Source organism: Maridesulfovibrio salinus (genome assembly GCF_055394525.1).
Genome location: NZ_AP042461.1, coordinates 2,882,022 through 2,907,111, shown reverse-complemented (window position 1 = coordinate 2,907,111; position 25,090 = coordinate 2,882,022). Strand labels below are relative to the sequence as shown.

22 protein-coding genes and 1 pseudogene are annotated in these 25,090 nt (G+C 45.6%); 12 read left to right on the top strand and 11 right to left on the bottom strand.

The window, feature by feature from the left end:
* Nucleotides 1-25: 25 nt before the first annotated feature.
* The 6 genes and pseudogenes from crcB (at nt 26) to ACZ5PW_RS13170 (ending at nt 5,729) form a co-directional block, all read left to right on the top strand.
* Nucleotides 26-406: a fluoride efflux transporter CrcB gene (crcB, locus tag ACZ5PW_RS13195; RefSeq protein WP_464554455.1), complete on the top strand. Its 381-nt coding sequence runs from the start codon at nt 26-28 to the stop codon at nt 404-406.
* Nucleotides 407-434: 28 nt separating this feature from the next.
* Nucleotides 435-779, top strand: a complete 345-nt coding sequence (locus ACZ5PW_RS13190; RefSeq protein ID WP_464554454.1) for a DUF190 domain-containing protein — start codon at nt 435-437, stop codon at nt 777-779.
* Nucleotides 780-1,022: 243 nt separating this feature from the next.
* Complete coding sequence (locus ACZ5PW_RS13185; RefSeq protein ID WP_464554453.1) at nt 1,023-2,873, top strand: BRCT domain-containing protein; 1,851 nt, start codon at nt 1,023-1,025, stop codon at nt 2,871-2,873.
* A gap of 76 nt (nt 2,874-2,949) precedes the next feature.
* The gene (dapB, locus tag ACZ5PW_RS13180) at nt 2,950-3,726 is read left to right on the top strand and encodes a 4-hydroxy-tetrahydrodipicolinate reductase (protein ID WP_464554452.1); all 777 of its coding nucleotides are present in this window, start codon (nt 2,950-2,952) and stop codon (nt 3,724-3,726) included.
* A gap of 138 nt (nt 3,727-3,864) precedes the next feature.
* A pseudogene (locus tag ACZ5PW_RS13175) lies at nt 3,865-5,186 on the top strand (KUP/HAK/KT family potassium transporter); the annotation flags it as partial.
* Nucleotides 5,175-5,729, top strand: a complete 555-nt coding sequence (locus ACZ5PW_RS13170) for a KUP/HAK/KT family potassium transporter (RefSeq protein ID WP_464560407.1) — start codon at nt 5,175-5,177, stop codon at nt 5,727-5,729. The pseudogene ACZ5PW_RS13175 and the gene ACZ5PW_RS13170, both read left to right, overlap by 12 nt.
* A gap of 46 nt (nt 5,730-5,775) precedes the next feature.
* On the opposite strand, the gene ACZ5PW_RS13165 is transcribed toward ACZ5PW_RS13170, so the two are convergent.
* The 4 genes from ACZ5PW_RS13165 to ACZ5PW_RS13150 all read right to left on the bottom strand — a co-directional run bounded on the left by ACZ5PW_RS13165 (nt 5,776) and on the right by ACZ5PW_RS13150 (nt 9,596).
* Entirely contained in the window at nt 5,776-6,105 is a 330-nt protein-coding gene (locus ACZ5PW_RS13165) for an Hpt domain-containing protein (RefSeq protein ID WP_464554451.1), read from the bottom strand.
* A gap of 57 nt (nt 6,106-6,162) precedes the next feature.
* Nucleotides 6,163-7,590, bottom strand: a complete 1,428-nt coding sequence (locus ACZ5PW_RS13160; RefSeq protein ID WP_464554450.1) for an RtcB family protein — start codon at nt 7,588-7,590, stop codon at nt 6,163-6,165.
* 238 nt (nt 7,591-7,828) lie between these two features.
* Entirely contained in the window at nt 7,829-8,260 is a 432-nt protein-coding gene (locus ACZ5PW_RS13155) for an ACT domain-containing protein (RefSeq protein WP_464554449.1), read from the bottom strand.
* Nucleotides 8,261-8,288: 28 nt separating this feature from the next.
* Nucleotides 8,289-9,596: a phenylacetate--CoA ligase family protein gene (locus ACZ5PW_RS13150; RefSeq protein ID WP_464554448.1), complete on the bottom strand. Its 1,308-nt coding sequence runs from the start codon at nt 9,594-9,596 to the stop codon at nt 8,289-8,291.
* 518 nt (nt 9,597-10,114) lie between these two features.
* On the opposite strand from ACZ5PW_RS13150, the gene rsfS reads away from it, so the two are divergent.
* The 4 genes from rsfS (at nt 10,115) to tsaA (ending at nt 13,040) form a co-directional block, all read left to right on the top strand.
* Nucleotides 10,115-10,501 (top strand): ribosome silencing factor, encoded by a 387-nt coding sequence (gene rsfS, locus ACZ5PW_RS13145; RefSeq protein WP_464554447.1) that lies wholly within the window; start codon nt 10,115-10,117, stop codon nt 10,499-10,501.
* Nucleotides 10,502-10,523: 22 nt separating this feature from the next.
* A complete protein-coding gene (gene gpmI / locus ACZ5PW_RS13140; RefSeq protein ID WP_464554446.1) occupies nt 10,524-12,056 on the top strand; it encodes a 2,3-bisphosphoglycerate-independent phosphoglycerate mutase in 1,533 nt (510 codons plus the stop codon).
* A gap of 3 nt (nt 12,057-12,059) precedes the next feature.
* The gene (locus tag ACZ5PW_RS13135) at nt 12,060-12,302 is read left to right on the top strand and encodes a hypothetical protein (protein ID WP_464554445.1); all 243 of its coding nucleotides are present in this window, start codon (nt 12,060-12,062) and stop codon (nt 12,300-12,302) included.
* Between the two features lie 231 nt (nt 12,303-12,533).
* Nucleotides 12,534-13,040, top strand: coding sequence for a tRNA (N6-threonylcarbamoyladenosine(37)-N6)-methyltransferase TrmO (gene tsaA / locus ACZ5PW_RS13130; protein ID WP_464554444.1), 507 nt, complete (start codon nt 12,534-12,536; stop codon nt 13,038-13,040).
* A 171-nt stretch (nt 13,041-13,211) separates the two neighbouring features.
* Here tsaA and ACZ5PW_RS13125 read toward each other — a convergent pair whose 3' ends face one another.
* The 7 genes from ACZ5PW_RS13125 to ACZ5PW_RS13095 form a co-directional block, all read right to left on the bottom strand.
* Nucleotides 13,212-15,470, bottom strand: coding sequence for a carboxyl transferase domain-containing protein (locus ACZ5PW_RS13125; protein WP_464554443.1), 2,259 nt, complete (start codon nt 15,468-15,470; stop codon nt 13,212-13,214).
* A gap of 9 nt (nt 15,471-15,479) precedes the next feature.
* Nucleotides 15,480-16,898, bottom strand: a complete 1,419-nt coding sequence (locus tag ACZ5PW_RS13120) for a biotin carboxylase N-terminal domain-containing protein (RefSeq protein ID WP_464554442.1) — start codon at nt 16,896-16,898, stop codon at nt 15,480-15,482.
* A gap of 379 nt (nt 16,899-17,277) precedes the next feature.
* Nucleotides 17,278-17,889 (bottom strand): tetratricopeptide repeat protein, encoded by a 612-nt coding sequence (locus tag ACZ5PW_RS13115; RefSeq protein ID WP_464554441.1) that lies wholly within the window; start codon nt 17,887-17,889, stop codon nt 17,278-17,280.
* Nucleotides 17,890-18,029: 140 nt separating this feature from the next.
* On the bottom strand, nt 18,030-19,301 hold the full coding sequence (locus tag ACZ5PW_RS13110; protein WP_464554440.1) for a Y-family DNA polymerase: 1,272 nt from the start codon (nt 19,299-19,301) through the stop codon (nt 18,030-18,032).
* Complete coding sequence (locus tag ACZ5PW_RS13105; RefSeq protein WP_464554439.1) at nt 19,298-19,735, bottom strand: LexA family protein; 438 nt, start codon at nt 19,733-19,735, stop codon at nt 19,298-19,300. The genes ACZ5PW_RS13110 and ACZ5PW_RS13105 overlap by 4 nt, the downstream gene beginning before the upstream one ends.
* Nucleotides 19,736-19,885: 150 nt before the next feature.
* Entirely contained in the window at nt 19,886-20,800 is a 915-nt protein-coding gene (locus tag ACZ5PW_RS13100) for an exopolyphosphatase (RefSeq protein WP_464554438.1), read from the bottom strand.
* A 117-nt stretch (nt 20,801-20,917) separates the two neighbouring features.
* Nucleotides 20,918-21,340 (bottom strand): universal stress protein, encoded by a 423-nt coding sequence (locus ACZ5PW_RS13095; protein WP_464554437.1) that lies wholly within the window; start codon nt 21,338-21,340, stop codon nt 20,918-20,920.
* Between the two features lie 829 nt (nt 21,341-22,169).
* Between ACZ5PW_RS13095 and ACZ5PW_RS13090 the strand changes: the two genes are divergently transcribed.
* Both ACZ5PW_RS13090 and ACZ5PW_RS13085 read left to right on the top strand, forming a co-directional pair.
* Nucleotides 22,170-22,742, top strand: a complete 573-nt coding sequence (locus tag ACZ5PW_RS13090) for a TetR/AcrR family transcriptional regulator (RefSeq protein WP_464554436.1) — start codon at nt 22,170-22,172, stop codon at nt 22,740-22,742.
* A 230-nt stretch (nt 22,743-22,972) separates the two neighbouring features.
* Nucleotides 22,973-25,060: a transporter substrate-binding domain-containing protein gene (locus tag ACZ5PW_RS13085; protein WP_464554435.1), complete on the top strand. Its 2,088-nt coding sequence runs from the start codon at nt 22,973-22,975 to the stop codon at nt 25,058-25,060.
* The last annotated feature ends 30 nt before the right edge of the window (nt 25,061-25,090 follow it).

The following is a 25,090-nucleotide window of genomic DNA, read 5'->3' as shown; positions in this document are numbered from 1 at the left end:
TTGAGTGATTTTAGAGGATTATTAAATGCAGAAATATTTGTTTATCGCTGCCGGCGGAGCAGCCGGAACTCTTTGTAGATACCTTGTATCCGGTGCAGTACAGCGTATGTTCGACACTCCTTTTCCACTTGGAACCTGCGCGGTGAATATGCTTGGATGTCTGTTTTTCGGTCTGGTATCCGGCCTGTTTGAAGACAGGCTCGGCCTGCCACCAGAAATGAGGCTCTTGATACTTACCGGATTCATGGGCGCGTTTACAACCTTTTCCACATATATGTTTGAAACGACAGCTTTGCTCAAATCCGGTAACTGGCCTATGGTTGCCCTTAATGTTGGAGGACAGACCATGTTGGGTTTTCTCTGCGTTATAGCGGGCTTGGCGCTTGGACGTTTCGTAGTATCCTGAATAATTTCAACTGTAGCGGAGAATATTTATGACCTTACCTGAGAAAGCCATAAGACTCAAAATTTATACCGGTGAAGAAAATCGTATAAAACATCGGCCGTTGTATGAAGTGATTGTTGAAGAAGCCCGTAAGCAGGGTATTTGCGGAGCTTCCGTGTACAGAGGTGTGATGGGCTACGGAGAAAACAGTCAGGTCCGCACTACTTCAATTCTTCGCCTTTCCGAAGATCTCCCGTTAATTATTGAGATCATTGACGTGGCAGATAAAATTGAAAAATTTAAATCCTTTCTTGCTGAAAACATGACTGAGGGGCTTGTTACAATGGATGAAGTGGACGTTATTGTCCACAAGCATAATCTGGGTAAAAAGTAATTACACCACTCTTTGAGCCTTTTTAGATATCTGTTCTTCGTTCCCGGGGGTGAGGAGTCAGGTTCAGGCTGAGTGCGGTAATGATTAATGTTCAGGGCTTTACAATGTGCGGCCCCTTTGGCAAAAGAGTCCCTTTTCTGATTCTTTTCGACTGGTTGAATTATAATTTTCGGTAAAATTAATTGCCTTTTCTGTGGACTTTCACAATTACATGTCCCTCTTAATCAGTAATCAATTTAAATAATGAACAACAAAGATAGTAAAAAGATCGAAGAACTTGTCAGGCTTCTTGAAAAACACAATGAAGCCTACAGGCGTGGAATGCCGACCATCAGTGATGGACGGTATGACGAGTTGACAGAAGAGTTGAGAGAGTTGGCTCCTGATCACCCCTTCCTGAACAAAGTTGAGCCTGAAAAATTCAGTGGAAAGGTTGAAGTAAGACATCCCAGACCCATGTTATCAACCGAAAAAGCCTATTCCGCAGAAGAACTTGAACGTTTTGTCAAAAGAGTGGAAAAAGAAGCCCGGACTCTCGGGATAAGGGATGTTAAATATCGTGTAACCCCCAAACTGGATGGTCTGGCAGCTCGTGATGACGGAAAAATTTTCGCGACCCGTGGTAATGGCGAGGTCGGTTATGAGATCTCAAGCGCATTCGCCAAGGGAATAATTCCAGTAGGCGGACGTGGACAGGGTGTAGGCGAGATCGTCTGCAGTATGGAATATTTCAATGAGCACCTTGTCGGGGTATTTGAGCATCCGCGTAATATGGTTGTCGGCATTGTTACTTCTGACAATGTGAATGAAGCATCAAAACAGGCCCTTCAGGACGAAGCCGTGCGGTTTGTTCCCTATAACACACTGCCGAAAAAGGTCGTGAGTGGAGATGAACTTGTCCGTGATGTCTGGCAAATAACCGATGAACTCTGGGAAGCTTCGGATTATCCGCTTGATGGTATGGTGGCGGAAGTTATGGATACTGCAGTTCAGGAAGCCCTTGGGGCGACAGCGCATCACTACCGTTGGCAGATAGCCATTAAGAAAAAAGGTGAGTCCGCTGTTACAGAAGTTGAAGCAGTACGCTGGCAGGTGGGACGCATGGGAGCGGTTACTCCGGTGATGGAGGTAAAGCCTGTTCCCGTGTCTGGAGCAACCATAAGAAATGTTACTGCGCACAACGCAGGCATGCTCCGGGACCAGTCCATCGGCAGGGGGGCGGTGATCAGGATCATCCGCAGCGGAGAAGTTATTCCCAAGCTTGAGGAAGTCATCAAGCCCGCCGAAGAAGTTGAGTTGCTGGATAAATGTCCTTCCTGCGGGGCGGAGCTTTTCTGGCAGAATGATTTTCTCAAATGTCCTGATTTCAAGTGTCCGGCAAGGGTTGAGCAACGTCTTGAGTATTGGTTCAAAACCTTGGGAAATGCGGATTGGTTTGGAAAGAAGACCATCGCCAAGCTTGTTGCCGCGGGATATAATACTCTTGAATCGGTTTATGAAATGGGTGAGGAAGATTTCAGAAAGCTGGGTTTCGGCCCCATTCAGTCCAGCAACCTTGCCGAGGCGATTTACATAAGTCGGACAAAGGAAACTGACGATTGGCGTTTTCTGGCTGCATTCGGTATTCCTGATCTGGGTAAGGCGGACAGCCGCAAACTGCTTGGACATTTCAAACTTGAAGATGTGATCGATCTCAAACGGGAGCAGTTGGCAGAACTTCATGGGTTCGGAGATATAACCAGCCGTTCAGTGACGGAAGGTATTGCTCTGATCAGTGATACTATCAGGCACATGATTGAATCAGGGTTCAATCTGAGGCGAACTCCATTGATCAAAGAGACCGAATCTGTGGACAGTCCCATTAAAGGAAAAGGGATTGTGTTCACCGGAAAGATGGAGCAGGGCAGCCGCGAGGACATGCAGGCCATGGCCCGTCGCCTTGGGGCAAAGGTTCAGACTTCCGTAAGCGGCAAAACAGATTTTCTGGTTTGCGGAAGTAAGGTCGGAGCCAAGAAGATTGAATCCGCCCGGTCAAAAGGTGTTGAAATCATGCCTGAATCTGATTTTATGGAAATTGTGAAAAGCAGTAATTGAATTTCAAAGCGCACAGCGCAATAGAATACCAACCGAGCGGTCTGTTCTGGGCCGTGTAAATTACCAGGAGCTTGATATGACTGAAGTAGTAATTATGGGTGCTAAAGGCCGTATGGGCGATACCCTTGTCCGTTGTGCTCAGCAGAGTGAAGATCTTAAGCTCGCGGCAGTTCTTGAAAGAAAGGGCTGCGAAGATGGGCTTGATTCCCTGGGCTGTGTTTGCGGAACTTCCCCTGAAGAAGTGCTGACCAAGGTCCCGGGAGCAGTTGTTGTGGATTTTACCGCTCCGGCTGTAACCTTGAATCTCCTTGAAACCGCTGCCGTAACCGGCAATCCCGTAGTTATAGGCACTACCGGCATGACTAATGAGGATATTGAGAAAGTTGAGGAGTTTGCAAAGAAAGTTCCTGTTTTTCTCGCCCCCAACATGAGTGTCGGAGTTAATGTTCTGCTCAAGATTCTGCCCGAACTCGTTAAGATGCTCGGCCCTGCTTATGATATGGAAATGACCGAAATCCATCATAACAAGAAAGTTGACTCACCCAGTGGGACTGCACTTAAACTCGCACAGTGCATGGCGGAAGCCCGTGGGCTTGTTTATGATGAAGTTAAAAAACATGCCCGTGACGGTATTATCGGAGCGCGTACACAGGATGAAATCGGCGTGCTGGCAGTGCGCGGCGGTGATGTAGTTGGTGATCATACTGCTTATTTCCTCGGACCCGGCGAGCGTATTGAAGTGACTCACAGGGCCCATTCTCGCGAAACATTCGCGCAGGGTGCATTGCGTGCAGCCCGCTGGCTGAGCACTCAGAAGCCCGGTAAACTTTACTCCATGGCTGACATTTTTTAGTCCTGTAATCTGAATGAAGTAGAATTAACTTTCTTAAAAGGTTAATAAGGTCGTATCCTATGGGATACGGCCTTTTTTTATTTTAAAGATGAAGTTTTACTTTAAGTTTTTTTTGAGGGTCTGCTTTAGGGGTCTATAATGAGAGAAAAGATCAAAAATAAATACCAGATGGGAATGGCACTTGGCGCGCTCGGTGTGGTATTTGGTGATATAGGAACCAGCCCGCTTTATGCCATGAAAGCCTGCTTCAGCGGGCATCATGCCATAACATTGAACCCTGCAAACGTTCTTGGGGTGCTGTCTCTTATTATCTGGGCTTTGCTGATAGTTATCTGTCTGAAGTACGTCACTTTTGTTATGGATGCAGATAATGATGGTGAGGGAGGAATTTTCGCTCTTTACGAACTTGTCTCAGATAGGAATAAGAAAAGAACTTCTGCGTTCATGCTTGTAGCCGCTATGGTTGGTGGTGCTTTACTTTACGGGGACGGAGTCATTACTCCTGCGATTTCTGTTTTATCTGCTATCGAGGGGCTAGATATTGCGACAGATGCAGCACATCGGTACACAACTCATATTTCCTGCACGATTCTCTTTTTATTATTCTCTGTACAAAGATTCGGAACAGATAGAATTGGGAAATTATTCGGTCCTGTCATGTTGCTCTGGTTTACAGTTACAGGAGTTGCCGGATTAGGTGCAGCTGTTCAGAATCTGGAAGTTCTGCAGGCTTTCAGCCCTTACCACGCTGTTCGTTTTTTTGCTGATAACGGTTTGACCGGATGTATGGTTCTGGGGGCTGTGGTTCTTTGTGTGACCGGGGGCGAGGCCTTATTTGCGGACATGGGGCATTTTGGACGTAAGCCCATAACCATAGCCTGGTATTTGGTTGCTATGCCCAGTCTTCTTTTTAACTATCTTGGACAGGGGGCAATGTTAATCAGTAATCCTGACACAATAATTAACCCTTTTTTCAGTCTTTTTCCTGATTTTATGATGCTGCCGATGGTCGTTCTGGCTACTTTTGCAGCTGTAATTGCTTCACAGGCAATTATTTCTGGGGCTTTTTCCCTAACCGCTCAGGCTGTACATCTCGGGTTTATACCCCGGATACGAATAGTGCAGACTTCAAAAGATAACCCGGGACAAGTATTTGTGCGTTCCGTTAATTGGATAATGGCAGCAGCTTGCATTTTACTGGTGATCATTTTTGAGGGGTCGGAGCACCTTGCGGGAGCTTACGGGATTGCCATAACAGGTACCATGATCATAACGACCTACCTTTTCTGGTTTTATCTGCGTAGAGTTCAAAAGTGGTCTTTTCTCCCAGTAGCAATTCTTACCGGTTTTTTTGCAATTTTTGATCTTAGTTTTTTATAGTCAATTTCACCAAGCTTGGTGGGGGCGGTTGGTTCCCGATTCTGCTGGCAGGTATTATATCCTATGCAATGTATGTCTGGGTCAATGGGCGTGCTGAACTGCATGAAAGTCTGCGTAAAAGAGGGCTTGAGGTCTCTGATCTCAAGCTGGAAATTGAAAAATATATGTTGGCTAAAGTTCCCGGTGAAGCGGTCTTCTTTACTGCCTCAGACTTCATTCCCTTGGCTTTTCTGCAGCACTTGAGAAATAACCGGGTGGTGCATGAGAAGCTTGTTTTTTTAAGGGTAAAGACATTAAGTGATCCTTTTCTGGATCCGCGCAGGCGTATTTCAGTAAAAAATATAGATAAAAATATTTCATGGCTTACCGTCAATTACGGTTTTATGGAAAAACCCAACCTTTCCCTCGTTCTGGTCCAGTCATGGAACCAATTGGGAATCAGCAGCTCTGACAGTTATTTCTATGTCGGACGAATGCTTTTGAGGTTTGATGAGGAAGTTAAAAAGGGCAGGTTTAAAAGGAAATTGTTTATTCTTTTAAGTTCAATGGCCGAGGAACCTCTTGATTATCTGAAAATACCTGCAGAAAAGGTGATTACCATCGGCGTTGCTGTCAGAGTCTGATCAGCCGGAGCATTCTTATGCGTACCCTGCTCCGGCATATCAGATGCTATTGAACGAACTTGCTCATGAAATTGTAAACCTGATCCATCTCCACCTCAAGGACATGCAGGTTTTCATGTGAAAGTTTTTCGTCCCCGTCTCGGGCGCTGTACTCCAAATTCAGGCAGGCTTCCCGAACCCTGTCCGCTCCCATTGTGGCTGCAGCCCCTTTGAGTGAATGGGCAAGGTACTTGAGTTCGTCCATTTCTCCCGCTTCCAGAGCTTCCCTTATTTTGTGTACTCTTGCAGGTTCATCACGCAGAAAGACACTGAAGAGCTTATGGAGGAACTCTTTCTTTGTTGAAGCCATTGTATCCAGCCAGTCTTTATTAATCACATCAAGATTGTTCATCCCGTGAATTTAATTCAAAACTAAATCTATTTCCACAAATTTTCAGCCCTTAATGCATAAAATTGGTCGGAGGCGGGCAATCATTTTGGAAATACCTGCTTTTTGAGTAGAGTTTACAATGCTGTCGACGTCTTTGTAAGCCTGTGGAGCCTCTTCAGTTATTCCCCGCAGCCCATTTGTCCGGATAATTATACCGTTTCGGCCAAGGTCTTTCTGGATTTTTTTGGCCTTGAAAGATTTTCTTGCCTTGGCCCGGCTCATGGTTCTACCTGCTCCGTGGCAGCAGGAGGAAAAAGACATTTCTGCAGCTTCGGCAGTTCCTGCCAGAATATATGATGCTGTTCCCATACTGCCACCGATAATTACCGGTTGTCCCAATTTGTTGAATTCCCTTGGAAGTTCAGGGTGTCCCGGCCCCAAAGCCCGGGTGGCCCCTTTGCGGTGAACATAAAGAGTCCTTTTTTTACCTTTGATGGTGAATTCTTCTTTATTGCACGTGTTGTGGCTTACGTCATACAGCAGGTTCAGATTTGCTTTCGGATTAATATCAGCAAAACATTCACGCACCAGATGCGTAATAACCTGTCTGTTAGCCAGTGCGCAGTTTATTCCGGCCCCCATAGCACCGAGGTAATCCTGACCAAGTTCTGAATTGATCGGGACACAGGCTATATCGGGTGACGGAAGTTTGATTCCGAAAGAAGGTGCAGCTTTTTCCATGAGCGGAAGGTAGTCTTTGGCTATCTGATGTCCCAGTCCTCTAGAACCGCAATGGATGCTGACCACAATGTCATCTTCACTGATACCGAATCCTTCAGCCGTTTCGCACTCATAAACTTCTTCTACATACTGAACTTCAAGGTAGTGGTTTCCAGACCCGAGAGATCCGATCTGATTCAGCATACGTTGTCTGGCCTGCCGTGAAACTTTGGAAGGATCTGCAAAGGAGTTGCGCCCGTTATTTTCTATTCGGGAAAGGTCCTCGGGACGTCCCATATTCACGCCTACTGCCCATGATGCTCCTCCGAGAAGCATGGCATTCATGGCATCATCTTCGAGCCGAATATTTCCACCGACTCCAGTCCCTGAAGGGATACGCCTGAAAAGTTCGTCGGCGAGAGTTTCGTCACAGGTGATAAGGTCTTCCCTTTTTAATCCTGTGGTCAGGGTTCGGACACCGCAGGAAATATCGAAACCTACTCCTCCGGCTGAAATTACACCCCGCTTGGGATCGAAAGCACCGACCCCGCCTATCGGAAATCCATAACCGGAGTGGGCGTCAGGCATTGCGCACACAGGATCGATTGCACCTGGTAGGGAAGCAACATCACGCACCTGAGCGAGTGTTGTTTCGTCCAGCTGCAGGATGATATCCTTGTCGCCAAAGAAAAGGGCATCCACATTCATGGTCCCGTTTTTTTTCAGCCGCCAGCGGCAGGGGCCGTCTTTCTCCAGTAATTTTATATTCATATCCAGTTTTCGAAATTTAACTGATTTAATTGAGCCAGTTGCGTATCTTGTGCAAAATCTATTTTTGTATACCACATTTTCATGAACAAATCCTCATCAAGGCATGATCTGTAAGGTGGCTGATTTTTTTGTGATTAAGCTTAGCTTCTCCAAGTGGATAGGGGACATTCTTCCCGGTTTTCAGACGCAAAAAAGCCCGCATAAAATTTAAATTTTATGCGGGCTGGAAGAGACGGGACTAAAGCTTGCAGAGTTCTTCACTGGGAATCATCTTGATTCCATTTTCAGTGAGAAGCTCAATTGCCTGATCGGTACGGTCAAAACGGAAAATGATTACCGCGTTGCTGCCGGACTGATGGACAAAGGCATACATGTATTCAACGTTGATGTTGTTTCCACGCAGCATTTCGAGAAGATTGTGCAGTCCACCGGGCTGGTCGTCAACAACAACTGCAACTACAGAAGTTTTGCCGACAGTGAAACCCGCTTCCTTGAGCACAGCCTGGGCCTTTTCAAAGTCGGACACGATGAGTCTCAGGATACCGAAATCAGAGGTGTCGGCAAGTGAGAGTGCGCGGATATTGACTTTGTTCTCGGTGAGCAGTCTGGTTACTTCAGCAAGTCTTCCGGCACGGTTTTCAAGAAATATAGATAGCTGGTCACATTTCATGGTGTTTCCTCGCTTTTGATAGGTTCAACTACTGGTCCTGATTACGCAGGTCGATGATTCTCTTGGCTTTACCTGCGGAACGTTCGATACTTTTAGGCTCAACAAGCTTTACTCTTGCAGTTACGCCAAGGAATTCCTTGATATTCTTTTGTATCTTTCTTTCGAGTCTCTGTAAATTTTTAATTTCATCAGAGAATGCGGAGCCGGCAATTTCAACTTTGACGGTCAGGATATCGAGATTGCCATCGCGTTCAACAACGAGCTGGTAGTGAGGGGAGAGTCCTTCAGTCTCAATAAGGATAGATTCAATCTGAGACGGGAAGACGTTTACTCCTCTAATAATGAGCATATCATCACTGCGCCCGGTGACACGCTGCATACGGGCAAAAGTTCGTCCGCAACGGCAGGAGGTATAGTTAAGACGGGTCAGGTCACGGGTACGGTAGCGGATAAGCGGAATTCCTTCTTTGGTCAGAGTGGTGATAACCAACTCTCCTACCTCGCCCGGTTCCACATGCTCTCCGGTTTCCGGATTGATAATTTCGGGCAGGAAATGGTCTTCCATGATGTGAAGGCCGTTCTGCTCTTCAGCACATTCCATGGCTACACCGGGGCCCATTATTTCTGAGAGGCCGTAAATATCCAGCGCCTTGATATTGAGTTTGGATTCAATGTCCTTGCGCATGGATTCGGTCCACGGTTCTGCGCCGAAAATACCTATTCGTAGAGGAAGTTCCCGGAAGTCTATGCCCATTTCCTTGCCTGTTTCGTAGAGAAAGAGAGCATAGGAAGGAGTACAGCAGATAACATCCGCGCCGAAATCTTTGAGAAGCATGATCTGGCGTCTTGTTCCGCCGCCTGAAACCGGAATTATGGTCGCTCCGAGTGCTTCAGCTCCGTAGTGAGCTCCAAGTCCGCCTGTGAAAAGGCCGTAACCGTAAGCGTTGTGAATACTGTCTTCCGGGGTGGCTCCGGCAATGGCGAAAGAACGGGCCATCATGTTCGCCCAGTTTTTGATGTCACGTTTTGTGTAGCCCACAACGGTAGCTTTACCAGTGGTACCGGAGGAAGAGTGGATGCGTACGATGTTTTCTTTGGAAACGGCGAAGAGGCCGAAAGGGTAGTGGTTGCGCAGGTCCTGCTTTTCAGTGAAAGGCAGGCTTGTGATATCTGAAAGGGACTTTATGTCTTTGGGCTCTATGCCCAGTTCCTTGAATTTTCTGTTGTAAAAAGGAACGTTGGCATAAACTCGCTCACAAAGGTTCTGAAGTCTTCTAAGCTGCAGCCCTTCCAGCTCTTCCCTGGGCATCGTTTCCTTGTCTACATCGAAGATCATGGCTTGCCTCCTTGTATTCTATCCCCGGTAACAGGTTCTGTTTGTTAAAAAAAAAGGCCACGGGGGTTTGCCCGTGGCCCGGAAAACTCTCATCAGTGTGTATGTCCATAACCACGAGCAGACTAAATTTTAGTCCTAAAAAAGAAAAAAAAGATAAAAAGGAAAAAGTCGTGGCTGATCATGCGCATATGTATGTCATAAGTGTTTGCCCGCAGTCAACAATTCATTTTTATCATCTATTTTTGTTGTTATGTGAACTAAAAATATGTTGTTAATCGAAAACTGTTTTCACAATTGAAAATTATTTCAAAAACAGTTATACATATGATTGCGTAGCGGACATAAATTCTCTATATAATCATATTGTACGTTGGGCGTAATGTGGTAGACTGTGGTTTGTTGCCTGTGTTGGATGGGTTGAACACAGAAGGATTTCCTTTTAATCTCTGCATTATACTCAGAAGCAAGTGCGGTTTTATTAAGCAAATCGCCGTTTTATTATAAAATAATTAAAGAGAATGAAAACTAAAGCTAAAAAATTCAAACAGATCGAGACTGCGGACAAAGTTCAGCTTGTTGCTGAATGGCTTGACGAAAAACAGGCAAACGAAATTTCTGCAGTTGATGTGCAGGGTATCTGCCCTATCGCCGAGGTGGTGATGGTTGCAGGGGCAAAAGGTGTTCGACATGCTCAGGCCCTTGCGGACTATGTACTTGAGAAACTCGCCGATGATAATATCGAATATCTCGGTATGGAAGGGTATAAGTCCGGAGACTGGATTCTGCTCGATCTGAACGATATTATCGTCCACATCTTTCAGGATGAAAACCGCGGTTTTTACAATGTTGAAGGACTCTGGTCTGAAGGGACCAGAATGGAATTAAATATTACTCCGCAGGAATAGACTGCGAATAAGGTATCCAATCATGTCTGAACAATCCGGCTCTCCGACTCTTTTATTGATTCTTGACGGTTGGGGAATAGCACCCGAAGGTAACGGAAACGCTGTCAAACTCGCCAATACTCCTGTTCTTGACGGGCTGTTTGACAAGTATCCAAATACTCAGCTCAAATGCTCCGGTAGAGCGGTAGGGCTTCCGGACGGCTTTATGGGTAACTCCGAGGTCGGTCATACAAATATCGGAGCCGGCAGGGTTGTTTATCAGGACATGACCCGGATTGATATCGCCATAGAGAAAGAAGAATTGGCCGCCCGTCCCGCAATCAGCAGCCTTATGGATAAAGTCAAGGCCGGCAGTGGACGTCTTCATTACATGGGGCTTCTTTCAGACGGTGGAGTGCACTCTCACATCAATCATCTTTTCGCACTATTGGAAGTTGCCAGAGATGCTGGTGTGAAAGAGGTTCTTGTCCATGCTTTCATGGATGGGCGTGACACTTCACCCACCAGCGGTAAAGGCTACATGAAGCAGCTTCAGGATAAGATGGCTGAAATAGGTATCGGTAAAGTAGCCACTGTTTCAGGGCGTTATTATTCAATGGATCGTGACAAGCATTATGAGAGAAATGAGTTCTCTTATAAAACCCTTGTGCTCGGTGAGGGAGTCGAAATCTCCGATCCCGTGCAGGGAGTTGTTGAAGCTTACGCCGCCGGTGAAACTGACGAATTCATAAAGCCCCGGTTTGTATCCGGTGTGGATGGCCGGATCAAAGATGGTGATGGCGTTTTCTTTTTCAACTTCCGAGCCGACAGGGCCCGCCAGCTTTGCAGGGTTTTGGCATTGAGTGATTTCATTGAATTTGAGCGTCCTGTAACTCCTGCTCTCTGCGATTTCGTGACCATGACTCAGTATGAGGCGGATTTCCCTTTCAGTACCGCATTCCCGCCACTTTCTATCGCCAATCCAATTGGTGAGGTAGTTGCCGGTAAAGGGCTTAAACAACTGCGTATTGCTGAAACAGAAAAATATGCGCATGTGACTTATTTTATGAATGGCGGCCGTGAAGAGCCTTTCCTCGGAGAAGATAGAATTCTTATACCTTCTCCCCGTGAAGTAGCCACTTATGATCAGAAGCCTCAGATGAGTGCCGAGGAAGTAACCGAGAAATTAATTGCTGCTCTTCCTATGTATCCCCTTTGTATCTGTAACCTTGCAAACCTCGATATGGTAGGCCATTCTGGAATAATTCCTGCCGCCATCAAGGCCTGTGAAACAGTGGATGCCTGTGTAGGAAAGATCGTTGAGGCTGTGGAAAAACTGGGAGGATCTGTTTTTCTTACTGCCGATCACGGGAATGCCGAAGAGATGATTGATGCTGACGGTGGTCCTCAGACCGCTCATAGTTTGAATAATGTTCCTCTTGTGTTCATTGGTGATTCTCTGAAAGATTCCAAACCCGTAGAAGGGGCTCTATGCGATATTGCCCCGACCATTCTAAAGCATATGGGGATTGAAACACCTGAAGATATGACTGGTAAAAACCTGTTGGAGAATTAATTAATGTCAGAAAGTCGTAAGCCTCTTTCCCCGGTTAAACCTAGCGGGATGGAGATTATTTTTATGTTTCCCTGTCCGTTCTGCGGCAGGGAAGTCCCTTATATCGCTCCGACACAACCGGCGATGGCAACCTGTGATGCATGTCGCAAGAACTTTCCTATCGTTCCTGTGGATGAGAAAATTATCAGGTTTTATAAAGTCATGCTGGCAAATGGTCCTGCAGCAGTTGATCCTGACTTTTTCTAAAAGTTTGCCGGAGGTGTTTTCGCCTCCGGCATTTTTCTTTTACCATCTTTTTAATCTATATTATATATGTAAGTCTGCTTGACAGGATGACCCTGCGGGCGGTTTATTTTCTGCGCTCAGAAAGGTCGTTCTTTTCAGCAAGTTGATTAAAATTAATCCTGGCGGAACAGTTTTTAAATCTGCTTTGTGGGAATATTATATGGGTTCACGGCAAAACTTATTGAGGATAATATGGCTTTGAAAGAGAAAGACGCGATAATTTTTCACCCGATCGGACATATTCGTTCACCCTTCAAGACTCCTGAAGGTATGCCTATTCAACCGGCGGGAGCTAAAGATGTCGAGGGCGAAATAGAGTTATATGGAGCTTTGGAAGAAGGACTCGAGGATCTGGATGGTTTTTCTCATATAATTCTTCTTTACCATTTCCATCAAAATAATGATTTTAAACTTAAAGTTAAGCCGTTTATGGATACTGTGGAGAGAGGGCTTTTTTCTACCCGCGCACCACGCAGGCCTAATATGATTGGAATGTCCACAGTTGAATTGCTCGGTATTGAAGGAAATATTCTTAAGATTCGCGGAGTGGACGTGCTTGATAAGACTCCGCTTATTGATATTAAGCCTTATGTAGCAAAATTTGATGCTGTTCCTGCTACCAGATTCGGCTGGCTGGAAGAGAATGCGGTCAAGTCGGAATCAATAAAATCTGATGAGCGCTTTACGGAAAATGATTAGATAACCACTTTAATTTATGGATATTTAAAAGCCCTTGTCTGAGATCAGGCAAGGGCTTTTATACTGCAGATCAATCGTTTCTTCTCAATTCTGCTGACTTTGCTTTAGAATTAAGCAATAGGCTGGTAGCCAAAAAAAAGACCCGCTGGGAATTACAGCGGGTCTTTATGTTTATCTGTAGTAAAGATTGCGTCCACCTACAGTCAGGAATGCCTGATGCAGGTTTCTGCGGATGTCGCGCCTGTCCCAGATGTCCTGAATATGACCGCGGGAAAGGGCGTTGTATGCAGAATGGTAATCCGGAGGGATCTCCATTCCAGTGGTTTCCTTGATTACTCCGGGGCCGGCAAAACCGATGCGTGAGGAGCGTACGGCATACTGATATGGTGAGCAACCGAGAAAGCTGGCTACAGGGCCAGCGTAGGAGTTGGTATCGTAGAGTACGATATAAAGTCCACCGGATTCAATGTAACGGCGCACTGCCATGGTAACACGGGGCATCTGAATGAGGCCGTTGGTTCCTTCCTGAATACGGATACCAGCAGTACCGTGGACATAAGCTAGGAAGGGGTAGCGTTTCTTACCGGCAAGCTCAAGCGCCCTAATGAACTTTTCACCTTCGGCGGCACCTACGGAACCACCACGGAAAGGGGCGACCAGAGTCGCGCAGGTTACCTTTGTGTGCTTGATTGCTGCTTCATAGGTAATACATCCGGACTGTAATCCGGTCTTCGCCTTGGCCGCGTCCAGTCTTTCCTGAAAGTTGGGGAAATCTGTCGGGTTGGCGGAGCAGATGGATTTATTGAATTCACGTACAGTTCCCCAGTCAAACACGTTGGCCATGTACCAACGGTATTCCATGGGGAAGTGATGACCGCATGTGGGGCAGACCCCTGCAAATTCATCAAAAAGGTCTCGGGACCAGATTTCAAGACATCCGCTTTCCTCTGCGTTGGGACAGGTTATTTCCCTGTCTTCGCTCGCACGAGGGCTTACATAATGGCGATAATCGGATGGCGGAATATCCGGTTCAGAATCTTCGGAAAGTTTTGTCAAAGACAGTTCTACTTCCGAAGCACTCTTGGAGCCTCCACCCATTTGGCCAATGATCATGTGCTTGAATTTATCAAATTTATTAGTGACAACATGGATCTCATCTTTTGCCTCATCTGCAAGAGACTGGATTTTGCTCTGGTATTTCTTGATCATATCGTAGCGGATTGTTGAATACGCTGCGGTCATTGCGTCAACTTTTGCGGAGTTGAGCTTTTCAAGAAAAGAGCGTTTGTCGTCAAAGGCGTTCTGGGCCATACGGCGGTATTTCTTGTACCTTTTCCAGAGCAACCGTTCTTTGGCATTGGGGGTTATAGACCAGCGTACAAATACTGATTCGTTGGTCACTTCTTTTTTATTGCGGTTTTTGATCGCCGCACGACGGAACATGCGAAGTCCCTTTACGCTCAGAACCACTTCGTCGGTAGCGCGGATAACTTCGGCGCGGACCATTTTATAGAAATCAAAGTGCTCAGGTCGCGCGCCGAGTGCAGGCTCACGGATAATGCCGTCAATGTAACCGAAACGCAGGTTGTCATCCGCAGTGATGTGTTGGGATTTAGCGCAGGTTTCTATCAGCTTGCTTGGAGCACGCTGTCCGCCACGGATTCGACCTTCAATAGCGGCCGCTCCTTCAGGGGAGATAACGGAATAATAACCGTGTGAAAGCATCAGCCTTTTATCAGCCATGGCAATGGCTTCCGCACCACCGGAACCGCCTTCGGAAATGACGGAAATAATGGGTACGTCAAGACCGCACATCTCGTAGATGTTTTCAGCAATCTGCTGTGCTGCTCCCGGATAATCTTCAATGGGATATGATCCCGGAGTGAAGACATAGGTGTGGATGGGAATGTTCTCTCGGGCCGCTACTTTCATGTAGCGCAGGGCGTTCGCATTACCCCAGGGCTTGATGCAGCCGCCGTTGCGGAATTCCTGACCGTGCCCTTTTTCCTGTCCAACGACCATCACGGGCTGGTTATGGACTTTCTTGCCCACACGGCGTGAAATATAGGCCCGGGCTATGACCATGCCCGGATCAATGCTCATATCATCTTTTCCGCCGACAACGGTATAGTTGTCATAGACGTTTTCGAGGATATCTTCGAGGCAGATACGTTCGGAATGACGCACGATACGCACCTTGTCCATGGCGGACAGGCTTTCATCGATGTCTTTTTCCAGAACAACAAGGCTCTCATCATAAGTGTGGAGTTTATCCCACAGAGCTTCCTGAGTCAGATTTATATTACGGTCCAGGAAAGTATCAAGCTTTTTGGCAAAGGCAGTAAGGCGCTTATCTTCGGTCTCGCCGAGAATGTCACGCGCATACTGGACCCGCTTGATCAACCCGTCCAGTTTTTTTTCTATATCCATAATGTATTATTAGAATTCCAGTATGTTTGTTGTTTTCTCGCCCAGAAACTTCAGGTTGGACTTGAGGGAGACTTCCTTTCTGTCCTTACCTTCCAGAACGAACTCATCAAGGAATTCGAGTCCGCGTTTCTTGCATTCCTCAAGGTCTTTGCCCCAGATAATAGCCAGAGCAAGGTTGGGGTCGAATTCTGTAGGAATCTGATAGGGCTCATCTGTGGGGATATGCGTGTGCATTTTAAGCCATTCGTGCTCTTTCCAGCCTAGATTCTCGATTTTACCGGCCCACGGGGCAAACTTGTCGTCTGTGTCCTCCGCGATTATCCGGTATTCAATTCCGACACCTTCAAAGGTAATATCTTCCTGAGTGTAGCCCAGTTCATCGCCTAGAGCGAGTCTGATCTGTTCTTTGATCAGGTTGACATCCTTTTCGCCTTTAATGCGGGATATTGCTGCTGAAACACCGTTTTCAACCTGAATTCTGGTGTTTACTTCCATGAGAAAAGGCGCGCCTCTGGGGGTTACGATCCATTCCCATGTCCCCACATTGTCGTAATTGATTTCACGGGCCATGTTCAGGGAATGTTCCACGATGTCGTCCATTACCTTCTGGGCATCAAAGGAGTAGGCGATGCTTCCCGGACAGAAACCGGGGGCAACCTCAATCCTTTTCTGGCGTCCCGGGCTCTGTACTGAGCAGTTGCGTGTACCGAAGTGCACATGCTTTTTACCGGATCTTTCAGATACGATCTGTACTTCAAGATGGTTGAAGTTGAAGATGCGCTGTTCGATTAAGACGCCTTCATCATTAAATGTACGGAGAGAGTAGTTTCTAATTCTGCGGTAGACCTGACGGAACTCCTCAATGGAGTATACTTCGTCAATTCCCATACCGCCACCGCCGGCTGATGCCTTTACCAGGACGACGGGGTTTTTGACTCCCTGCTTTTCCTGGAATTCAAAAAGGTTGGCGGCGATTTCTTCAGCTTCAAGTTCATCATAGATGGCTCTGTCGGAGCCGGGAATGGTAGGAACATCCAGCTTGCGGGCCAGACGTTTGGTGTTGATTTTGTCACCGAGGTCCTGAATAACCCACCATGATGGACCGATGAAGGTCATGGGGCGGTCCCTTTCTGTTACCCGGCGGGCGAAACGGAAGTTCTCAGAGAAAAATCCGTATCCCGGGTGAACAGCGGTGCACATTGTTTCGTCTGCTACGGAGAGAATATCTCCGGCGTCGATATAGGATCTGATTTTATAAACGGATTCCTCTCCACCGAGCTCTCTGGCCATGGTGACATGTCCGGAATCCTTATCTTCCGCCGTGTATACGCAAACAAAATCAAGCCCTAGATCCTTACAGGCCTGCATAATGCGCACGGCAATTTCGCCTCTGTTGGCAATAAGTACTTTATCTGTTTTGGGATTCAAAGCGAATCTCCTGAGTCTTTCTGGTTTTTTCAATATATATTTGGTTAAGAAACCGGATTTTCAAAAATACGCAACCGTTTTAAGCCAAATAACGAACCTGTCAAGTTAAATATAACTAACATATACGTAGGTATAATTCCGTCCCAGCTATTGTGGGACTGGAGTTGCAGACGTAAATTTTAAAGTTCGGGCCGTTGAGTTGAGAAGTTACCTTGGAACCGGACAATGAACTCCGCCAGAAGTCATTTCAGCTTGTCCTGATAAAACAAAGTAAGGTATTCCGTCAAATTTCTCTTTTGCCTGTCTGCGTAATTATGGATAAAAAAATCCCGCATATCATTATAGAAATGCGGGATATGGGTTTTGGGTTGGGATTTTACTACATGAGACCGAATGTCAGCATATCCATGATGTCGGTCTCCTGCTCCTTCTGTCTTTTGAGCTCGGAGCTTTCGCGGGCTTTCATGGTTTCTTCAACTATCTGGCTGACCAGTACGGTTTCGTTTCCGTCGGAGATGCCAAGCTCAGCCACAAATGTTTCTGTTTCCGAAACTTTCTGCGGTGTTAGCTTGTCCTGATAGACAGACATACGGGTGTATATCTTGATGTGCTCCAGTGCCTGGTCCGTTTGTCCCAGTTGCTTGTATGCTCTGGCAAGCTTTCTATGTGCCAGTCTTTTATGCCCTTCTTCAAGCTTAAGGGTGAGGCCTTTCTGAATTACATCAATGGCTTCTTTGAAACGTCCTTCACGAAGGTAGCAGTCTCCGAGCATAATATAACTCGGGGCATAATCCGGGTCGGAATTGATAGCCTTTTCAAAATACACCGAAGCCGCTTCATCCTGATTTAGCATGAAGGCGACTGTGCCAGTCTGATGAAGCCCGACGGCTTCCTTCTTGGTACCGCATCCGGTAAGCAGGGCCGCTATTATAAGTGGCAGGCCCAGCAGAGCGGCTTTTTTTCTTATCCGCACAAATGAACGGTTCTTCATAGTTCTAAAGAGTTGTTCCTGTGCTCCCTTGAACCGGGAGGTTTAAGTTTTATTTCTCTTCGTTTAATGCCTTAAACTTTTCGATTGGGCAAGAAAAAGCCGTATTGCAATTTGGATTCAGGAGTGGGGTTGATCAAATTTTAGCTGATTTCAGGTAGTTCATCCCAGTTGGTTGTATAAGAAGGGGATTTGTGATTGCGGTTCATCTGCCATGGCTGTCCGATCCCTTCGGACCCGTAACTCAGAGTATGACGCCCGAAGCGGCTGTTCGTCGTGTCGAGCAGTTTCATCAGTGAGTTGCGTTTGTTTGCAACTGTGTTGTTGTTCATTTCCAGCAGGTTGCATTGACGATTGTATTTATTGCAGATTTCAAGAAGTGTCACCGAGGTTTTTTTGTACATGAACCCCTCTTTGTAAATTTTACGGATTCCCTGCAGCGCTGTTTTTATAAGGTCCGGGGTATAATCCGTCGGGACGGGGAACATATGGGTTGCCTTGTTGGAGTATTGGGGCAGGTTGTTGAATCTGTTTGTTGTCAGATAGACAAGGATACCTCCGGTCAGACATCTCTGCTCACGTAATTTTTCCGCGGCTCGTGCCGCGTAGGCGGCTATAGATTCTTCCATCTCCTGAAGACTTGAGACGGGGCGTCCGAACGAGCGGGAAGTGGTGATGGTTTTCTTTGGCGGCGAGGCTGTTTCCAGTTCAAAGCAGGGAGTTCCGCGCAATTCCAGAGCGGTGTGCAACCCGGTTATGGCCATGTTTTTTTTAATCCACAGGTCTGGAAGGTTTTTAAACTCTTGCGCATTTTTTATGCCCCGGCCGAGAAGTCTTTTCCCATGTCTCCTGCCGATTCCCCAGACGTCGGTAACAGGTATTCTGCTAAGTAGTCTATCCATGTCCCTGCGGGCGCACAGGCTGAATACCCCGTTGGTTTTCGGATTTTTTTTAGCAAGTCTGTTGGCGGCCTTGGCAAGGGTCTTGGTCGGTCCGAAGCCCACAGACACCGGAATTCCCGTCCACTTGAGAACTTTCCGTCTTATTTCCGGGCCTATCTCGGGAAGCATTTTGAGATACTGGGGAGGAAATTCAAGGAATGATTCGTCAATGGAGTAGACTTCCATTTCCGGAGTTAGGGTTTTCAGTGTTCCCGCTACCCTGCGTGAAATATCGCCATAAAGTGAATAGTTGGATGAAAAGATCGTGACATTGTGGTGCAGAAAAAGCCCCTTATATTTGAAAGCAGGAGCTCCCATGGGAATTCCAATGTCTTTTGCCTCCTGAGAACGGGCTATGACGCAGCCGTCATTGTTTGAAAGTACCACAACGGGACGGTTTACGAGTCCAGGGCGGAAAAGACGTTCACAGGAAACATAGAAATTATTGCAGTCCACCAGTGCGAATATTTTCATAGGCCGGCCTTATGTATTATGTAGGTGACTACGCCCCAGATCTCAAAGGATGTGTTCCTGTTTACTTCAATTACCGGGTATTCCGGATTTTCGGGAGCAAGGTAGATAGTTTTGTCCCTGATTTTAAGTCTTTTGACGGTTAATTCGCCGTCCAGAACTGCTATAACGATTGAATTGTGTATTGCGTCAAGGGCTCTGTCCACAATCAGGATGTCGCCTGAATGTATATTCGCGTCCTGCATGGATTCACCGCTGGCGCGCACGAAAAAAGTAGCGGTAGGATGTCTCACCAGATGCTCATTAAGATCCATTTTTTTATCTATGTAGTCATCTGCCGGGGAAGGAAATCCGGCTGCTACAACAGAGAGCATCAATGGAAATTCAGCCTTCCGAAAGGCTTCAGGAGTAATTATTTCAGCAAAGTCAGGATTCATATGGCTATCTTTTTGATGTTTTTTTTTGTTTATCTAATTTATACTTATTTTTAGGGTTTTGTCAATCTTAGATAAACAATATGCCCAAAAAAGACCCCGCTGATTGCTGTTGCAGAGTCAGCGGGGTCTGTTGAATATTTGAACTGAGTCTTATTTATCCATGAACATTGCGACCATCTGTCCAAGTACGGCGTCTGCCTCGGAATGAGGAACCTGACATGTTCCTACCTGTCTGTGGCCGCCTCCTCCGAATTTGAGCATAACACTTCCGACATCGACCTTGCTGGTGCGGTTGGTTATGCTGTGCCCAACGGAAAACACGGTGTTCTGTTTCATTTTACCCCATATGATCTGGATGCTGATATTGCACTGCGGATACATGGAATAAATTGTAAAGCGGTTTCCTGGATGAATCTCTTCCTGCTCCCGAAGGTCGAGGATGGCAACATTGCTGAAAAGTTCGACCCGGTCTTCAAGCATCTTGCGGAATTCCTTATCTCTTGCAAAGTAAAGCTCCACACGTTCTTTGACATCGGGAAGGTCCAGAATTTCGTCAATTGGAAGAGACCGGCAGTATTCAATAAGGTTTTCCATCAACTGATAATTGCTGACGTTGAAATAACGGTAGCGTCCAAGGCCTGTTCTGGGGTCCATTATGAAGCCGAGCAGAATCCATTTTTTAGGATTCTCAATTTCTTCTACTGTCAGATCTCCACTGTCCACTTTGTCGACATAGTAGAGCATCTCGTCAAATTTATCGCCGAACTTTTCATGTCCACCAAAGAAATCCCATATAACCCTTGCGGCGCTTTTTGCGTTTTTGGACATTCCCTGAAAGTCCATGTCCATATTAAGTCTTTCGTCTTCACTGGAGTGGTGGTCAAACCAATAGCCACATCCTTCAATATATGGAACATTGGCAACAATATCGTTAGGGTCGCCCGGATATTTTCCATCCTGCACATCTTTGGGATGTACAAACATCCAGTTGTCCATGATCCCGATGTCTTTCAGAAGGACTGCACAGGCAAGTCCGTCAAAATCAGATCGTGTCAAAAGCCGCATGAACTACTCCGTTTCTTGTTGGGAAAATTAATCTTCCTTTGGCCGTCTTTCCTCGATTTTTAAATTAAAAGCATGATAATTACAATCTGTTTGCAAGAGGAATGATTTTCTTACTGTCTATTTGATCACAAGAACCGGACAAGGGGCAATATGCAGCACTTTATGGGTGACGCTTCCTACCACCAGTCCCTCCAGATCTGATTTACCTTTGGAACCCATGACTATCAGGTCACAATCTTCAGCTTCAGCGACGGATTTAATCGTTTTGGCTATTGAACCGCCGATTATTTTTTCGCTGTACTTTATCTTTCTGGCAGTCAGAGTTGCACTGTGTTTTTCAAGAATGGCGTAAGATTCCCGCGTTGCATTATCAATTGCTTTCTGGAAATTAGGTTCGCCGAGTCCTGTGGGAACCGGTCTGTGGCAATGGAGCAGGATTACTTTTGCTCCTGAAAGTTCTGCAAGTGAAGAACCGTAACTGACAGCACTTTCGGAGTGCCTGGAATCATCAACAGGAATGAGAATTTTTGAAAAGATCATGTGTAGTCTCCTTATATAATGTTTTCATATTACGCTATGCTGAAAGTTGCTGCAACTATATCGGAAAGAGCATGCTTTGAAAGTGTGGTAATGGCGAACCATAAAACTGATTGTACGTTCATTCAGTCAATATTTTTTAGGTAATATACAGCTTGTCGGCAGTTTGTGATTTGATTTTTAAAAAAATAAATTCATATAAAACAGCGCCTTAAATTATAAATTTGGTGCAACTGAAAAAAGTATCCAAAAATGGTTGACAGGAACCAAGGTTGAACGTAGATACTGTATCCAGTTGATGTCGCTCTGAAAAAGAGTTCGGGGTAGATGTCCTCAAGGGCTGAAGTAGGCGTTTATTGTAGCATAGTTCCTTGGCTGGAGGACTGTAGGGGTCTAGACAGGCAAGTCTGAACAGCATCGATAAAGACAGTTGAACAAAGATTCACCACTGAAGCTTTTTGAGAGAATCACCTAGACGCAACCTTGGGAGAAGCCCGCATCTCTCCCAGAAGTTGTCGGACTGAAACTATGGTCCTTTTGAAGATTGCTGATGCGCGTATATAAATTGCGGCGGCATCAGGTTTTCACAGATCATGATTGAGTAAAACCACCTTCCGTTTCCATTCCTTAAAGCTTAGGCCCCTCCAATTTCTGGAGGGGCTTTTGTCCTTTCTGGGGAGATGGTCGGATATTCGGTTCTATGCATTAAGGGGTTGTTTTTAAAATAATTTTATTCTTGAAATGTAATCACTTTGCGTGTTGACCTTTAATAGGGTTTTCCGTAACTATATTATTACGTTTTTATTACATAGTTGGGATAAAGAGTGTTGTTATGACCAAGAAAGATACAGTGTTGAAATCTGCCAAGGAACTGTTCGGCGAGTTGGGGTATAGCGGAACAACTTTCAAAAAAATAGCAGACCGGGCCGGAGTGGCTGTAGGGCTTTTGTCTCATCATTATGGCAACAAGGAAAAATTGTTCCGTGCTGCCGGTTTTGATGTTGCAGAAAGACTCAGTCTGGCTTTGCAGGATGAAATTGTGCAGGCGGAAAACGGTTACGATGCTGTTGTCAGATTTGCCCGCCGCTATCTTGAATTTTCAATTGATCCTGAGGAAGATTTTCTTGTCCTGATCAGGTGTTCTCCTTTCAGCGATCTTAAAACCGGGGCGGACAGAGATGCTATGGTCCACAAGTTTGCCCAGATCCCAATGCTCCTTGAAAACTGTGTAGCCCGCGGCGTACGTGACGGATCAATACCCGAGGTTCCGGTGCCGGAGACTTCTTCGGTGGTTTTGTGTAATCTTGTCGGCGCAGTAAGAACCAAGCTGCTTACTCCGTACAGTCCTCCAGCACTGTACGATGAAGCTTTAAATTTTATAAAAAGGGCACTTAAGTCCTGTTGATCTGGTAAATATATATTTATTTCAAGGAGTGGTTTTGCCACTCCTTTTTTTTTAGCTGATGAAAATAATCTTCTAATGTAATTTTGTATTTACTGGACATATTTTATCTAATTGATCTATGATCAGGTAGAGTGGAAAATTAATTTGTTAGGATGGTTATCATCATTGAATTGTATTAATACAGTAAAATTTTACAGTGATATACAAAACTGAATTTCAGGACAGGGCACATGAGAACAGGCGGCAGATTAAATGTTTTACCAGTATTGTTTCTAGTCCTGCTGGTTGTGTGCAGTTGTGCAGGTAATGTGTCCGCTGAGACGATAGTGGCTGAAGGGGACTTTCATTATCCCCCCTATGAATTTCTGGATAACGGTATTCCGTCCGGCTTTAATGTCGATGTTTTCAGGGCCGTAGCAGAAGTGGAGGGATTGCAAATCCGGATTACCTTAAAAGGTTGGTCCGAAGTTGTGAATGATCTGGATCAGGGAAAGTGTGATGTCCTTCTGGGGATGTTTTATTCTGAGCAACGGGCTGAAAAATTTGACTTTTCTGTACCTCATAATGTGATTTCCCATTCTATTTTCGTAAGGAAGGATTCTTCAATAGATGCTCTCGAAGATCTCCATGACAAGGAAATTATTGTTCAAAATGGGGATATTATGCATGAATATGTCCAGATTAATTATCCTGATGCTGAAATCATAACAGTAACTTCACAGGAAGAGGGACTGAGACTTCTCAATTCAGGAAAGCATGACGCCGCACTCCTTGGTAAACTTCAGAATTTATTTATAGCAGACAAGGCTGGTCTTGAGAATATCATGACTGTAGGCCCCGCATTTGCTTTTGGTGATTACTGTTTTGCCGTCAAGAAAGGTAATACAAAGTTGTTGGCCAAGATCAATGAGGGGCTCAGTCTGGTTAAAAATTCAGGTAAATATGATAAGATATATGCCAAATGGTTCGATACTTACGAAAGAAAGAGTATTTACCGGGAGGTTGTTCGTTATGCGGTTTTGATTTTGACTCCTTTGTTGTTTTTTCTTGCATTTTTCATTCTATTGACCTGGCTGCTGCGCAACAGGGTTAAAAAGAAAACAAGAGAATTGACAGCTGAGCTTAATGAGAGACAGAAAGCGGAAAAAGAGTTGAGACTTGTTCAAAGTTACCTGTCTAATGTGATCAACTCAATGCCGTCAGCTCTCATCGGAGTTGATAAGAATTGTAATGTAACTCAGTGGAACCGGGAAGCCGAGCGCTTAATCGGTTCGAGTCAGAAGGATGTATTGGGGCAACCTCTCGATCTGGCCGCTCCGTATCTTGCTTGTGAGATGGATAAGGTCAGAGAGGCATTGATAAGCGGGGAAATGCAGAACGACCCCAAGTTAAGACGATACTCTAAAGACAGGACAAGATTTGAGGATGTGACAATCTACCCTCTTAAAGAAGAAGGCGTTGAAGGAGCTGTCATAAGAATTGATGATATCACAGAACGAATGAATCTTGAGCAGATGATTATGCAGAGCGAAAAAATGATGTCTGTAGGAGGTCTTGCTGCAGGTATGGCTCATGAGATCAACAATCCGCTGGCTGTAATTATCGGCCATGCTCAAAATATCAAGCGGAGAGTATCCTCAAAGCTCAATAAAAATGTTGTTGTAGCAGAAGACTGCGGAATAACGATTGATGCTCTCGAAAAATATTTTCACGAGCGGGGGCTTAACCGGATGCTCGATAGTATAGTTGAGTCAGGCAACAGAGCTGCAAAGATTGTTGTAAACATGCTCAGCTTCAGCCGTAAAAGTGACAAGGTTTGTGCTGAGCACAGCATCCCGCAGATTCTGGACCGAACTCTTGAGCTGGCCTCAAGTGATTATGATCTGAAAAAAGAGTATGATTTCAAGCAGATTGAGATCGTAAAGGAATATGATCTGCACGTCCCAAATGTTTGTTGTGAAGGGAATGAAATCCAGCAGGTATTTTTGAATATTTTCCGCAATGGTGCAGAGGCGATGTCTGAAAAAACATACAGCACGGGAGGCCCCAGATTTATTCTCAGGGTCAACCGGGCTGGAGACATGGTTCGTGTCGAGGTTGAAGATAATGGACCCGGCATGGACGAAGAAACAAGGAAAAGGATTTTTGAACCGTTTTATACAACCAAGGATGTTGGAAAAGGAACGGGACTGGGGCTTTCAGTCTCTTATTTCATTATCACAGATCAGCACAAGGGAACACTTGAAGTAGATTCAATGCTCGGACACTGGACAAAGTTCATAGTGAGTATTCCTGTTTCCAAGTTATGTGATTTATAGAGAATATCAACTCTTTCTGATACAATCAAG